We start from the raw sequence: 15,153 nt of genomic DNA on the forward strand, positions 1-15,153 counted from the left end.
TAATATGTAATAAGTAATAATGAATCTTCAAAAAGATAATAATCGACTAAATACTACAAATAGAAACAATTACGTTTAATGAAGACTTTTGGTTAACTACTACTCAGCTTTATCAACGTTATTGAGAAAGTTTAAAATTTTCTTATTAACTACTTCAGCTTGGTCCACAGATACAAAATGACCTGCATTTGGAACGACTTCGGCGTGACTGCTTGCTATATTTCTATTTACAACACCTAGAGTTTTATTGCCGTTAATTATATCATTATCACCTATCAATACAAGTGTAGGCATCTTTAAAGTTTGTAAACTTTTATTTGGAAATGGCGTCATTTGCATCATAAACTTAGGTAGAGTATCATTTTTCACCCCAATTTTATATTGTTTTAAATAGTTCTTATTTATTGCGTTTACGTTGCTTGACATTGTTTCAAGCTCTCTTTCTAACTTCTTTTCATCAGAAGAAAGTGCGTTGATTATATTTTTTATTAAATCGGTACTAGGCGGAATCCACATAAAAGTTTGTGCAGGACTCAACAAAACAAGGCTTTTAATATCTCTTTTGCTTTTCGTTGCTAAATCAACGGCAAACCAACCGCCTCTTGAAGCGCCAATTAAATGAAAAGAATCTAATTTTAGGGCCCATAAAACCTCTTGATACCACTCAGTAATTTCATCTATATTATTAAAATTGGCTGTCTTATAAGATTTTCCTGGCTCAGATAATAAGTCGATTGCAAATATTCGATAATCTTCCACCAAGGCTTTAGCATTGGGATACCACATAGTAGAGCTAGCATTCATTCCGTGTAGCAAAACAACTGGAGTTGCTTTTCTATTTCCGCTTACCACAACATGTGCTATACCGTGAGAAGTGGTGATATAAAGCTCTTCATAATCAACCCCCCATTGCTTCATAGTTTCATCATAAGCATCAAAATATGCTTTGTGTTTTTTACTAGGCTTAGTAATGTAATCAGGCTTTTTAGAAAACTTGTCGTACTCGTTTTTACAAGCAGTAAATAATGCTAGAGTAAGAAAGATCAACAGAAATTTAAAGTTTTTCATTCACATATTATTTGGCGGTAAAAGTAGTAAAGAACTTTAGTGTTGATGGTTAATCTTTTTATAATAAACCTTAGTAATAAAAAAGCCCACAAATCTTATTATAAGACCTGTGGGCTTCTGTAAAAATTAAAAATTTACTTATTTAGCTATTGTCATTTCATCAATAATATGAGTTGCTCCAGCTAATTTATCTATAATAAATAACACATAACGTATATCAACATTGATAGTTCGTTGTAGTTGGTCGTCAAAAATAACATCTCCAGCCATTGCCTCAATATTACCGTCAAATGCAAGACCAATTAATTCTCCTTTTCCGTTAAGAACAGGAGAACCAGAGTTACCACCTGTAATATCATTATCAGTTAAAAAGTTTACTGGAAGGTATCCATCCTTATCTGCATAAGGACCAAAATCTCTCTTTTCATAAAGATCGATTAGCTCCTTAGGCATATCAAACTCATCATCACCAGGCTGATACTTAGCCACTGTTCCTTTTAAAGTAGTGTAGTAGTTTTTGTCAGCGTCGTTACGCTTATCTTCTGGCAACGAAATAACTTTTCCGTACGTTAAACGCAAAGTACTATTTGCGTCTGGGTAGTATTTCTCATCAGGGTTTTGATCTCTCATACCCTGAACCATCAATCTAAATGCACGGTCGAAATCGTGACCTAATTGAGTTTCTTCTTCCGACTTGAAACGATAACGCTTTAACAAATCTACAGAAAGTTGATATAATGGATCATTTTTAAGAACCTCAGCATCTGGGTTAGCCATGAAGCCTTGTAGCTTTTCTTTAGATTCAAAAACACTGTTTTGTAGTGCATTGTTTAAGTACTCCTTCCACCCATCTTCGGTTTTATTAGCTTCTGTAGCAATCTCAGCTATCATAGGAGCGATGTTTGTAGCCTTAGTAGAGTAAAGTTTAAACTGAGCAGCCAATACATCTCTTTCTAATGGAAGGTAAAGTCCGTCGTAAAGGTTGTTGATTTCTGCTTCCAATTTTGGCTTTAATTCCGCTCTTTTCGCCTCATTTTGCTCGATGTAATATTCAATAGCAGTTCCTAAGCGATAAGGAAGTGTTGCCATTCTTGTTCTCAACAACAAGCCTAAATAATTGTTATGACTACTTGCTTCATTTGTTTTTGCGTAGTAATCATTTATAGTTGGAATTACGTTAGCATATTTTTTATTAGCTTTTTTAGAAGCCCATTTCTGAAATTCCGCCTCTGTTTCACGCTTAGTTTCTGCAGTTTTGTGATGTTTTAAAGCATCAATCATCCCTTGACGGTTTTTCCAATAGTTGGCAATGGACGCATAGCTAGATGCATAGTCTAATTTTACTTGCTGATCGCGGTCCATATAATCCTTCATTACATCCATAGATGTTTTTGAAGCCTCAACCCAAGCAGGGTAAGCATATTCTACGTTTTGCTCAATACCACCTGCAGGCATCCAACGATTTGTACGACCTGGGTATCCAAGAATCATAGCAAAATCATTTTCTTCAAATCCTTTGATGCTTGTAGTTAAGTGATGTTTTGGCTTTAAAGGAACATTATCTTCAGAATATTCTGCTGGGTTACCATCTTTATCGGCGTAAACTCTAAAAAGAGAGAAGTCACCTGTGTGTCTTGGCCATTCCCAGTTATCGGTGTCTCCACCAAATTTTCCTATACTAGCAGGAGGTGTTCCAACTAAACGAACATCGTTATAATCTTGGTAAACGAAGTAGTAAAATTCATTTCCTTCATAAAATGATTTTACAGAAACAGTATATTTTCCACCTTCGTTATTCTCTTGTTCGATTAGTGCTATTTCTTTATTGATTGCTGCTTCGCGTTCAAGTTCGGTCATTTTATCGTTAACCTTACTTAAAATACGTTTAGAAACATCATCCATTCTTACAAAGAAACGAACAGAAAGACTCTTTGGCTTTAATTCCTCTTTATGGTTTGCAGCCCAATATCCATTAGTTAAATAATCGTTTTCGGCAGTAGATAGCTCAGCAATTTGGCTATATCCACAGTGGTGGTTAGTCAACACAAGACCTTTGTCAGAAATTATTTCAGCAGTACAACCACGGTTAAACTGAACAATAGCATCTTTTATGCTAGAGTTATTTATACTGTATATTTCTTCTGGTGTAAGTTGAAGCCCCATTTTTTGCATATCACGGTAATTCAACCGTTCAATGTGCATTAAGAACCACATACCTTCATTTGCTTGTACCGGCAAAATGAAGATTGCGATAAATAAAGAAAGAATAAATTTTTTCATTAGTGAATGTAATTATTGATTAAATATGAATTGAAAATAATCTTGTTATCACAAAAAATTTTCAGCTTGTAAATATAGTAGATTAACCATTTTAACTGCGGAATTACGGTTGAAAAGAATTGCAATCAGTAAAATTTAACTTTTTATTATGAATGGGTAAATTGAAAATAAGACCCCTTCCGTCTTTTGGCAAAACACCAAAAGACACCTTCCCCTACAAGAAACTTAGAACATTTTATTAAAAATATTTAGAAGGGGAAGGAGCTGTTTGTTTGAAAAATTATTAAACGAGTACAAAAGTATGAGAAAAGTTCCCCGCCCTGAAAGGGAGAGCTGCCCAACGGGCGGGGTGAAAACATAAAAAACACCTTCTAAGCCTTCACCCCTTCCGACTTTTTACACAAAAGTAAAAAGACACCTTCCCCTAGAAGAAACCTAGAACATTTTATTAAAAATTTTTAGAAGGGGAAGGAGCTGTTTATATAAAAAATATTATTCGTGTACGCAAGTATGAGAAAAGTTCCCGCTCTGAAAGGGAGAGCTGCCCAATGGGCGAGGTGAAAACATAAAAAAACCTTCTAAGCCTTCACCCCTTCCGACTTTTTACACAAAAGTAAAAAGACACCTTCCCCTAGAAGAAACCTAGAACATTTTATTAAAATTATTTAGAAGGGGAAGGAGCTGTTTGTATAAAAAATATTATTCGTGTACGCAAGTATGAGAAAAGTTCCCCGCCCTAAAAGGGAGGGGTGCCCGAAGGGCGGGGTGGGTTTACTTCCTATTTTCTTTAAAATGATCTCGAATATCCTTTAAAACTTACGGCAAAAAATCAAATACCATCTTATTCTCATATCGAAGTACAATAAACCCCATGTCTTCTAAAAAAGTGTCACGTTTTCTGTCATATTCTTCAGCTTTGGGGTTTATATGTACCTGGCCATCGAGTTCAATAATCAATCCTTCTGAAGCACAATAAAAATCCATAATATAATTTTGAATACTATGTTGTCTTCTGAATTTTCTACCTTCTAGCTGACTTCTTTGTAAATACTTCCATAAAAAAGCTTCTGCTGGCGTAGCATTATTACGCAACCTACGCCTAAAAGTTCTCAACTCAGGTTTATCATGAATCTTCTTTTTTCTCATAACCCTCTTTTTCAATACATTAAAAATAATAAAATAACGTGTAAAACCTAAAAACCATCTAGCTCTCACCTGCTTCCGTATTTTTACGCAAAAGCAAAAGGACACCTTCCCCTACAAGAAACTTAGAACATTTCATTAAGAATATTTTGAAGGGGAAGGAGCTGTTTGTGAAAAACATATAGATAAGTTCACCGATTAATTTTATGCTTTTTTGCAAACTCAACATTTATCAATAACTTTAAAATCTAATCACTAAAGAACACCATATGAAGAAAAGACTAGTACTATTATCAACGCTATTTTTAGGGTTGGTTTCAACATCTATTGCGCAACAGCAAGGACAAAAGGCATCTTTAAACGAAGATGGAACGATTTCGGTAGAAACAGTTTTACTTCCAGAAAAACACAACAACACCGAACAAACTCAAGATTTTGATTTACTCTGGCAATTTGGCCAAGCAGCTAATCCAACATTTAAAAACTCAAGAGGTGTTACTCTTGCAGACGTTGATAATGACGGGGTAGACGAAATAATATACGGATTTTGGGACACGTTATATGTTTTAAAAGGTGACGGATCGGTTTTATGGGAAAAACCGATAAGCGGCAGTATTTTACTACCTCCCACAGTAGTAGATTTAGATAATGATGGCACCGTTGAAATTATCGTTAATACAGGAGGTATTCCATACGCTGGTCGAGTTTATTTGTTAGATAATCAAGGAAATGATCTTCCTGGCTGGCCATTGAATTTTGATAATAATTGGATGATAAACGCACCTGCCGTTGCAGATCTTGATGATGATGGTACTCTAGATATTATTACGTGTGAACGTGTAAGTAGCACTTTGGGGAAAATTCACGCACTTAAAATGGACGGAACATCAGTTAACGCAAATTGGCCAGTTGAAGTTGGAGCTACTCCTGGTTTTACACCTTCAATTGGAGACGTAGACAATGATGGAAATCTTGATGTAGTAATTTCTGCTTCCTCAGGAGGAATGTACATTTTTGACAATCAAGGTCAGATATTTCCAGGTTTCCCTGTTGTAGATCCAAATGTAAAATACTCTTACCAATCTCCTATTCTAGCTGATCTAGATGGAGACGATGATTTAGAAATAATTGGTAGTAATCACGGAGACTCCCCAGGCTTTTACGTTATGGAGCACGACGGGTCCTATAAAGCGGGTTGGCCAATTACACTTAGCGGATGGACATATTCTCCAGCAACAGTTCTTGACTTAGATAACGATGGTACATTTGAGATATTTTTATCTGATAGAATTTCAAGTGGCACCCCTGGAGAAGAGTTGCCAGTAATCTATGGCTTAGACCCAGACGGCGGCAACTTACCTAATTTCCCATTTGAAAAATATGGAGGTACTGAAGGTGTACTTTCTATTGCAGATGTAAATAACGATGGTGTATTAGACATTGTTTTTCCAAGCACCATGACTGACGCAGATGGTATTGGGTACATTCACGCCTATTCATTGGATGGAAGTGGTGAAGTTGATGGCTTCCCAATTAGACCAAGAGGATTTACTTTTCTAAACGGAGTAGTTCTAGGAGATGTTGACAATGACGGACAACTAGACTTAACTGCGAACAGTTACACACAAACTTTTGGAAGTGGTGTAGATTCAACTTTTGTTAGTGTTTATAATTTAAATGTACCATACAATTCTGAGAGCATAAAAAGGAATGGTTATAAAGGAAATAATACTCGAGACGGATTAGTAAAGTTAGATGATACTGCCGGAGTCTCTACTTTTAATTCTATTTCACAAATTTCAGTTTTTCCTAATCCTTCAGACGGAATTTTAAGTTTTACAATTCCTACTACTATTCAGAATGCTGAGGTAAAAGTTTACAACATTGATGGGAAAATGGTTTTCTCTAAAAAAGGAATTTTAGAAAAAACTTCAACATACAATTTGAAACACTTTAACAACGGCTTATACTTCGTTAAAGTTTCTGATGGTAAAAGCACTTCTACTGCAAAGTGGATTAAGAAATAATTAATTAAAATATACCTTTAATAACAAGTCCCTTTTCAGCTAATGAAAAGGGACTTATTTTATTTGTATAAACAATCTAATGATTTAAGACTACTCTATAACGTTCTTAGAATAGCTGCGCCATTTTTCTAAACACGTTTGCATATCTTCTGGAATAGAAGTCTCAAAACGCATAAATTCTTCAGTAACTGGGTGTACAAATCCTAGCGTTCGTGCGTGTAAGGCTTGACGAGGTAGAATTTTAAAACAGTTATCTACAAATTGCTTGTATTTAGAAAATGTAGTGCCTTTCAATATTCTCTCACCTCCGTAACGTTCGTCATTAAAAAGCGTATGCCCGATGTATTTCATATGCACTCTTATTTGGTGTGTACGTCCAGTTTCTAACCTACAAGAAACCAAAGTAACATAACCTAAACGTTCTAACACTTTATAATGCGTAACCGCTGGTTTTCCTTTTTCTTCGTCGTCATTTTCGTAAACTGTATTTTGCAAACGATTTTTAGGGTGACGTCCTATATTCCCCTCTATAGTTCCTTCGTCTTCTTCAACATTACCCCAAACCAAAGCAACATATTCTCGCTCTGTAGTTTTATCAAAAAACTGCTTTGCTAGATGTGTCATAGCTTCCTCAGTTTTCGCAACTACTAAAAGTCCGCTAGTATCTTTATCTATTCTGTGCACTAAACCTGGGCGATTACTACTGTTGTTTGGCAGGTTTTCAAAATGATAAGTCAGTGCATTTATTAGTGTTCCGCTATAATTCCCATGTCCGGGATGCACTACCATTCCTGCTTCTTTGTTAACCACAAGTACAGCATCATCTTCATAAACTATTTCGATGGGAATATCTTCGGGTACTAATAAAAACTCATAAGGAGGATGTTCAAATAATACAGTAACTATATCGCCACCTTTTACTTTGTAATTAGATTTCACAGGAACATCATTAACATAGATGTTTCCTGCAGTTGCCGCTTTTTGTATTTTGTTTCGAGTCGCCTTTTCAATAAGGTTCATCAGGTATTTATCTACCCTTAATGGATTTTGTCCTTTATCAGCTTGAAATCGGTAATGTTCGTAAAGATCATCATTACCTGCATTTTCTTCAATCTCTTCTTCGTTAAAATTCGCCATTGTTTTCTTCTATATTTTCTATTGGCGTATCTTGATTTTCTTCAGAAGATTCTTCGCCTTCAGTCTGGATTTTATTTAATGATTGATCTCCGACTATTAAATCTATCACAGATGTTTTTTGAATTTTAGTGCCTGGCTCTAATTTCTCACCGTTAAAACGCATTTCCAATACGTTATCACTAATATGTGGACGATAGCTTATCTTACCCATTTCAAAACCCATTGCTAAGAGTGTAGGCTCTGCTTGACGACGGGTTCTTCCTAAAATGTTTGGAACTTCAATTTTTCTATATCCTGACGGATTAAGTGTTAAGTATAACTTCCTGTTTTCTTTTACAAATTTACCAGGTTTAGGTATTTGTTCAATTACAGAATACCTCGGAAAATCGGGGTTGTAATTTGCAGAGTCTAAAATTTCGTAACGCAAACTCATTTCGTCTAACTTTTCCTCGACCTTATCTAAAGACATTTTAGCAAGATTTGGAACTTCGGTAGTTTCGTTGTGGTTAGTGGTGAATTTCAACCACCATAAAGTTAAGAATATCAAAGCTATTAAAACCACTACTGCTAGTAGTAACTGCTTGACAAATGCTTTGGTAAACAAGAACTGAAAAAAGGTCATATGCTTCTTAGTTAAGACACAAAAATATAAAAATCAAAGGTAGTATCTTTTGGTTAAAATTAAATTTAATTGGGAAATGAAATCAAAATCAATTTTTAATAGCTTTTTATAGATATTACTTGATTCGCATAACATACAAGACTAACTTTTTAATACTTTTGTAAACGTAGATTTCCACCCTTTATGTTAATGGTTTTAGTGGAATAGTAATCTTTCTTTATGGGCAAAAAAAATATTGCAGTTGCCATGGGCGGATATTCAAGCGAATTTGAAATATCCATTAAAAGTGGCGGAGTGGTTTGCGAGTCACTCGATAGAAATAAATACAACGTTTATCCAATCCATATTTTGGAATCGGGATGGTATTATGTAGCCGAAAATGGCACAAAATATCCTGTTAACAAAGCTGATTTCAGTTTTGAAAATGGTTCAGAAACTTCAATTGTTCCTGATATTGTTTTTAACACCATACATGGTACTCCTGGAGAAGATGGGTATTTACAAGCATATTGGGACTTACTTGGAATTCCACATACCAGTGCAGATTATTATCAAGCCGCCCTTAGTTTCAACAAGCGTGATTGTCTTTCTGTTTTAAAGAATTTTGGAGTGCTTTGTGCTAACTCATACTACGTTAATAAAGGAAGTGATATTAATGTAGAAGAAATTGTTAGAATTACCGGCCTACCTTGTTTCGTAAAACCGAACCGTTCTGGCTCTAGCTTCGGAATAAGTAAAGTAAACGAAATGTCCGAAATTTTACCTGCTATAGAAAAGGCATTTTCAGAAGACACTGAGATAATTATCGAAACCGCCTTGGTTGGCGTTGAAGTTTCGGTTGGAGTTTATAACGATGGCAATGAAATAATTGCCCTACCAGTCACTGAAATTGTAAGTGAAAATGAATTTTTCGACTATGAAGCCAAGTATCTTGGCCAATCGCAAGAAATCACCCCAGCTAGAATTTCAGATAAGGAAACGGATATAGTAAAAAAAGAAGCAATTCGCATTTACAAATTGCTAAAAATGAAAGGTATTGCACGTAGTGAGTTTATTATAGAAAAAGGGAAGCCTTATTTTATAGAAACCAATACCAATCCAGGGCTATCTACCGAAAGTATTGTTCCTAAACAAGTACGTGAAGCAGGAATGACACTAACACAATTTTTCGATATATTAATTCAGAATGTAATAAATTGATGAATCTTAACTACTATAATTGGAAAACAGACTTTTATTTTTACAGTATAAGGATTCAGCCAAACCTATAAACAATGAAATATTACCTCATAGCAGGCGAAGCATCAGGAGATTTACACGGCGCCAACCTAATGAAAGCCATTCAAAAGGAGGATTCCGATGCGAATTTCCGTTTTTGGGGTGGGGATTTAATGAAGGCTACTGGGGGGACCGAAGTAAAACACTATCGCGACCTTGCTTTTATGGGGTTTACTGAAGTGTTAATGAATTTGCGAACTATTCTGAAGAATATAAAATTCTGCAAACAGGACATTGAAAGTTTTAACCCTGATGTTATAATTTTTATTGATTATCCTGGTTTTAATCTACGAATAGCAAAATGGGCAAGACAAAAAGGTTACCAAACACATTATTATATTTCACCGCAAATTTGGGCTTGGAAAGAAGGACGAATTAAAGACATTAAACGCGATGTTGATGAAATGTACGTTATTCTTCCCTTTGAAAAGGATTTCTACGAAAACGAACACAATTTCCCAGTTCATTTTGTAGGTCACCCACTTATTGATGCAATTTACAATCAAGAACAGGTTGACCCACATTCCTTTAAAAAAGAAAATAAACTTGACGAACGCCCTATAATTGCACTATTACCGGGAAGCAGAAAGCAAGAAATCACCAAGATGCTGGAAATAATGATTTCTGTGGCTAAAGATTTTAAAGAGTATCAATTTGTTATTGCAGGTGCTCCAAGTCAAGAAAAATCGTTTTATGAATCGTTCTTAACCACTAAAAACGTTCACTTTATCACCAATAAAACCTACGAACTTTTAAGTATTGCAAATGCAGCATTAGTAACTTCTGGAACAGCAACATTAGAGACAGCACTATTTAAAGTACCTCAGGTAGTTTGCTATAAAGGTGGAAGAATTTCCTACGAAATTGCAAAGCGTGTAATAAACCTTAAATACATTTCGTTAGTAAACCTAATTCTAGACAGAGAAGTTGTTACAGAGTTAATTCAAACCGACTTTAATACAAAACGTTTAAAAGAAGAACTCACTAAAATATTAGAGCCAAAAAAACGAAATGCGATGTTTTTGGACTATTACGAACTTGAAAAAACTCTTGGCGGGAGAGGTGCTAGTGAAAACACCGCCAAACTAATTACCTCTTCTATAAAGCTTAACTAGAAATTTTTATTAATTTTAGAGGCTAACCCACTATATTCTTGAAATGAAAAAAATACTGCTGCTATCATTTTTCACATTGTTTCTAGTATCGTGTGGTACTACACGAAATACTTCTAGCTACCCGGTTACTGATACAAGTAAAGTTAATTTGAATAAGAAGAAACCCGTAAAGAATATAACAGCCCAAAAAAGCAATGCATTAACCATTGATGAATCTGAAGAAGAAGCATTTCTCGATAGTGCTGAAGATAAATTAGAAGCTATTAAGCACAAAATTATTAGCTACGCCAAAACTTTTGAAGGAACGCGCTATAAGTTTGGAGGTACTACCGAAGCTGGAATGGACTGCTCTGGATTGGTATGTGTAGCCTTTGAAAAAGAAAATATCAGCTTGCCAAGAATTTCACGAGATATGGCAACCAAAGGCATTCCTATTACAAAAGATCAAGTTGAAGAAGGAGATTTAGTATTTTTTAAAACCAGCCGTAAAAATACAATTAACCACGTAGGTATAATAGTTGAAACATTAGATGGGGATATAAAATTTATTCATTCTTCAACGAGCGCAGGAGTTATAATATCCTCATTAAATGAGACTTATTGGAAAAAGGCATTTGTTTCGTTTAGGAGAGTGTTAGAAATTTAAAAAAACATCACTTTTACTTTTAGGTAAAAATTATTTAAAATTATTTTTACCCCAAAATATAATTACCGAAATAAATGGACATTGAACAAATATTTAAAAACAACCAAAACTGGGTCAACAAAAAACTAGGAGTAGATCCAGAATATTTCAAAAACCTAGCTAATGGACAAAATCCTGATATTCTTTATATAGGTTGTAGCGATAGTAGGGTTACTGCAGAAGAGGTAATGGGTGTTAAGCCTGGAGATGTTTTTGTAATGCGTAACATCTCGAACATGGTATCCAACTTAGACTTAAGCGCTATGAGTGTAATTGATTACGCTGTAAGTGTTTTAAAAGTAAAAAACATTGTTATCTGTGGTCATTATGGCTGTGGAGGTGTAAAAGCTGCTATGGAGTCTAAAGACTTAGGAATATTAAATCCATGGCTTAGAAATATTAGAGATGTTTACCGCATACATCGCGATGAGCTAAATAAAATAAGTTGTGAAGAAGAAAAATACAGACGCCTGGTAGAACTTAATGTTCAAGAACAGTGTGTAAACGTTATTAAAACAGCCGATGTTCAAATTGCTGTTAGACAAGGAAGGTTATCTGTACACGGATGGGTAATGGATATAGGTACAGGAAAGCTTATAGATCTGAATATCGATTTCGAAAAAGTTCTACAAGGAATTATGGAAATTTATCATTTAGACAAAGATGAAATTAAGTCAAAATAAAAAAAGCCGCTTCAACAAAATGAAGCGGCTTTTTAATATACACTATTTAATTTACTACAGTTCTGGAAGTAAAACTTTATCAATAGCGTGAATTACCCCGTTTTCGGCCTGTACATCAACCACTATAATGTTGCTCACTCTTCCGTTAGGATCAGTTAGTGTAGCGTTGTTGGCATCTATTATAATATCTGCGCCTAAGGTACTAACAGGCCCATCTACTAAATTTTCAGAACGCACATTGGCCTCAGCAATTACATGAGTATTCAAAGTTGCCGTTAACGTAGGACCATCAATATCCGATAAACTATTTACGCCTAATTCTGCCAATAGTGAGCTAAAAGCATCATTAGTTGGAGCAAAAACCGTAAAAGGTGCAGGGCTCGTACCATCTGCAGTTGACAAAACGCCTACATAGTCTGGTTGGTCATCACGTGTTAATGCCGACACTAGAGTTGCAAATGTAGAATCTGCAGTTGCAAAAGTAACAACTGTTGGCAAACCAATTACAGAATTTACTGCGTGTATAACACCATTATCAGCCATAATATCTGCAGTTGTAACATCCGCAATCCCATTCAATTTAACTCCTGAAGAAGTATTAACATACATACTCAAGTTCTTACCTGAGGTTGTTTGCAATGCTAGTGAATTAACATAACCAGTTGTTAAGTCTGTTGCTACCAACTTCATCCCCAACACGTGATTGAGTAACACATTTTTAAGTAGGTCTGTTGGTACTTCATCTAAAGATGAAAATCCATTGGCGGCTAGGAACGTAGAAAATGCGTCATTATTGGGTGCAAATACAGTATAATTGCCTGGCTCTTCTAACGTTGTTGTAAGTCCAGTTTTATCTAATGCCGATTTTAAAGACGAATAATCGTCATTAGAGCTAACAAAATCTGCGATAGTATTTGTTTGCGGGTCTACTATTGTATCATCGTCGTCACTACAAGAGATTATACCAAATGTAATAAAAACAAGAAGCGAAATTTTTAGTAAGTTATTCATTGTGTTTGAGTTAAGATTAATATGAAAACAAAACTAAGGCATGGAATAGCGTTCAAAAAGAACTTTAACTTTTGTTTAATCTTTTTCTTTAAAAGTTAAACAGTTTTGCAAATGATTTTATTTCGCTCCTATAAACAATTGAATACAATTAATTCCACAAACTAAAAAGCTCAAAGATTATCTTTGAGCTTTTAGAGTGGGAATCAGTAAATTATATAACTGAAACTCTATTATAATAAAATGTGAATCCTTAAAACTACATTCTTTCCGGCACCTGAATTCCTAATAGCCTAAATGCACTTTTTATAACTTCACCAACTGCTTCAGAAAGCTTTACACGGAAAGCTTTTTCAACTTCATTGTCTGTTGCTAAAATTGGCACATTCTGATAAAAACTATTAAATTCCTTTACTAAATCGTAGGTGTAATTTGCAATTAACGCTGGGCTATAGTTTTGTGCTGCTAACTGTATTGCTTCAGGGTATTGCTTTATAATTTTTATCAGCTCTTTTTCTTTTGGATGCATCGTCACTTGGGAAGAATCCACGCTTTGTGAAGTAGTTTCCGCCTTTCGCAAAATAGACTGAATCCTAGCGTAAGTATATTGAATAAAAGGACCTGTATTTCCTTGAAAATCTACACTTTCCTCTGGATTGAATAAAATCCGCTTTTTTGGGTCCACTTTAAGTATGTAATATTTTAAAGCTCCTAAACCAATAGTTCTGTATAAATCTTCTTTTTCTTCATCAGAAAATTCGTCGATTTTCCCTAGTTCTTCAGAAATCTCACGAGCAGTGGCTGTCATTTGATGAATTAAATCATCCGCATCCACAACGGTACCTTCTCTACTTTTCATTTTACCAGATGGAAGATCTACCATACCATAACTTAAGTGAAACAGGTTTTCAGCCCACTTATAATCAAGTTTTTTAAGAATTAAAAACAATACCTTAAAATGGTAGTCTTGTTCATTTCCTACAGTGTAAATCATCCCACCAACATCTTGATGATCTTTTACACGTTGTACGGCTGTTCCTATATCTTGAGTCATATACACCGCAGTCCCATCACTTCTTAAAACAAGCTTTTCATCAAGGCCATCTTCGGTTAAATCGCACCAAACAGAGCCGTCATCTTTTTTAAAGAAAACGCCTTTTTTTAAACCTTCATCTATAATATCTTTTCCTAATAAATAAGTATCACTTTCGTAATAATAGAAATCGAAATCTACGCCAATAGATTTATAAGTTTCCTCAAAACCTTCGTAAACCCAACCATTCATCTTATTCCACAAGTCAACAGTTTCCTTATCCCCTGCTTCCCATTTTCTAAGCATATTTTGCGCTTCTAGCATGAGTGGGGCTTGTGCTTTAGCTTCCTCTTCGGTTTTACCCTCAATTTTTAAAGCTTCAATTTCCTTCTTGTATTCTTGATCGAATTTTACATAGTAGTTACCCACTAACTTATCGCCTTTTAAATTGGTAGACTCTGGCGTTTCACCATTTCCAAACTTCTCCCAAGCGAGCATACTTTTACAAATATGAATCCCACGGTCGTTGATAATTTGAGTTTTATAGACTTTTTTACCTGCCGCTTTTTCAATTTCAGATACTGAATATCCAAGAAGAACATTTCGAACATGTCCCAAGTGCAAAGGCTTGTTTGTATTTGGTGAAGAATATTCAACCATTAAAGCTTCACTTCCTTGCGGCGCTTTTCCGTAAGCAGAAAAATCGGTCACTGAATTAAAGAAATTCAGATAATACGAATCACTTAAAACGATATTCAAGAATCCTTGAACAACGTTAAATTTTTCAATTTCTTCAACATTTTCAACTAAATAATTACCGATGGCTGTACCAATTTGTACAGGATTACCTTTAACTACCCGAAGCATAGGGAATACAACTACCGTAATATCGCCTTCAAAATCTTTACGTGTTGGCTGTAATTCTACCGATGGAAGTTCAGCATCATAAATACTTTTAACTGCTTCTTTAATTTTAAATTCAAGGGTTTCTTGGAGTGTCATAACATCGAATATAAAGTGGAAAACTCTTTCGCTAATGCCTAAGAGTTAATCGGCAAAGATACTTTTTTGAAA

General features: G+C 34.9%; 12 protein-coding genes. 5 read left to right on the forward strand and 7 right to left on the reverse strand.

The genetic code is table 11. The features are described from left to right. Nucleotides 1-99 precede the first annotated feature (99 nt). The 3 genes from RT250_RS08570 to RT250_RS08580 form a co-directional block, all read right to left on the reverse strand. Nucleotides 100-1,068 carry an alpha/beta fold hydrolase gene (locus RT250_RS08570; protein ID WP_313113995.1) on the reverse strand — a complete coding sequence of 323 codons (969 nt, stop codon included), beginning with the start codon at nt 1,066-1,068 and terminating at the stop codon, nt 100-102. A 138-nt stretch (nt 1,069-1,206) separates the two neighbouring features. Next, nucleotides 1,207-3,348 (reverse strand): S46 family peptidase, encoded by a 2,142-nt coding sequence (locus RT250_RS08575; RefSeq protein WP_313113997.1) that lies wholly within the window; start codon nt 3,346-3,348, stop codon nt 1,207-1,209. An 816-nt stretch (nt 3,349-4,164) separates the two neighbouring features. Continuing rightward, nucleotides 4,165-4,461 (reverse strand): endonuclease domain-containing protein, encoded by a 297-nt coding sequence (locus tag RT250_RS08580; protein WP_313113999.1) that lies wholly within the window; start codon nt 4,459-4,461, stop codon nt 4,165-4,167. A 299-nt stretch (nt 4,462-4,760) separates the two neighbouring features. Between RT250_RS08580 and RT250_RS08585 the strand changes: the two genes are divergently transcribed. After that, nucleotides 4,761-6,518 carry a T9SS type A sorting domain-containing protein gene (locus tag RT250_RS08585; protein WP_313114000.1) on the forward strand — a complete coding sequence of 586 codons (1,758 nt, stop codon included), beginning with the start codon at nt 4,761-4,763 and terminating at the stop codon, nt 6,516-6,518. Nucleotides 6,519-6,608: 90 nt separating this feature from the next. Here RT250_RS08585 and RT250_RS08590 read toward each other — a convergent pair whose 3' ends face one another. Both RT250_RS08590 and RT250_RS08595 read right to left on the reverse strand, forming a co-directional pair. Continuing rightward, nucleotides 6,609-7,655 carry an RluA family pseudouridine synthase gene (locus RT250_RS08590; RefSeq protein ID WP_313114001.1) on the reverse strand — a complete coding sequence of 349 codons (1,047 nt, stop codon included), beginning with the start codon at nt 7,653-7,655 and terminating at the stop codon, nt 6,609-6,611. Further along, complete coding sequence (locus RT250_RS08595) at nt 7,642-8,277, reverse strand: PASTA domain-containing protein (protein WP_313114002.1); 636 nt, start codon at nt 8,275-8,277, stop codon at nt 7,642-7,644. Before RT250_RS08595 ends, RT250_RS08590 begins: the two co-directional genes overlap by 14 nt. A 219-nt stretch (nt 8,278-8,496) precedes the next feature. Between RT250_RS08595 and RT250_RS08600 the strand changes: the two genes are divergently transcribed. The 4 genes from RT250_RS08600 to RT250_RS08615 all read left to right on the forward strand — a co-directional run bounded on the left by RT250_RS08600 (nt 8,497) and on the right by RT250_RS08615 (nt 12,038). Next, nucleotides 8,497-9,477, forward strand: coding sequence for a D-alanine--D-alanine ligase (locus RT250_RS08600; protein WP_313114004.1), 981 nt, complete (start codon nt 8,497-8,499; stop codon nt 9,475-9,477). 74 nt (nt 9,478-9,551) lie between these two features. After that, nucleotides 9,552-10,670: a lipid-A-disaccharide synthase gene (gene lpxB / locus RT250_RS08605; protein ID WP_313114005.1), complete on the forward strand. Its 1,119-nt coding sequence runs from the start codon at nt 9,552-9,554 to the stop codon at nt 10,668-10,670. Between the two features lie 43 nt (nt 10,671-10,713). Beyond that, entirely contained in the window at nt 10,714-11,316 is a 603-nt protein-coding gene (locus tag RT250_RS08610; protein ID WP_313114007.1) for a C40 family peptidase, read from the forward strand. Between the two features lie 74 nt (nt 11,317-11,390). After that, on the forward strand, nt 11,391-12,038 hold the full coding sequence (locus tag RT250_RS08615; RefSeq protein WP_313114009.1) for a carbonic anhydrase: 648 nt from the start codon (nt 11,391-11,393) through the stop codon (nt 12,036-12,038). 54 nt (nt 12,039-12,092) lie between these two features. Here the strand turns inward: RT250_RS08615 and RT250_RS08620 are convergent, their stop codons facing one another. Next, entirely contained in the window at nt 12,093-13,049 is a 957-nt protein-coding gene (locus RT250_RS08620; protein WP_313114011.1) for a fasciclin domain-containing protein, read from the reverse strand. Between the two features lie 256 nt (nt 13,050-13,305). Next, the gene (gene argS / locus RT250_RS08625) at nt 13,306-15,081 is read right to left on the reverse strand and encodes an arginine--tRNA ligase (protein ID WP_313114013.1); all 1,776 of its coding nucleotides are present in this window, start codon (nt 15,079-15,081) and stop codon (nt 13,306-13,308) included. Nucleotides 15,082-15,153: the final 72 nt, after the last annotated feature.

This window comes from Aequorivita sediminis (assembly GCF_032080575.2).
In the GTDB taxonomy this organism is placed as follows: Bacteria; Bacteroidota; Bacteroidia; order Flavobacteriales; family Flavobacteriaceae; genus Aequorivita; species Aequorivita sediminis.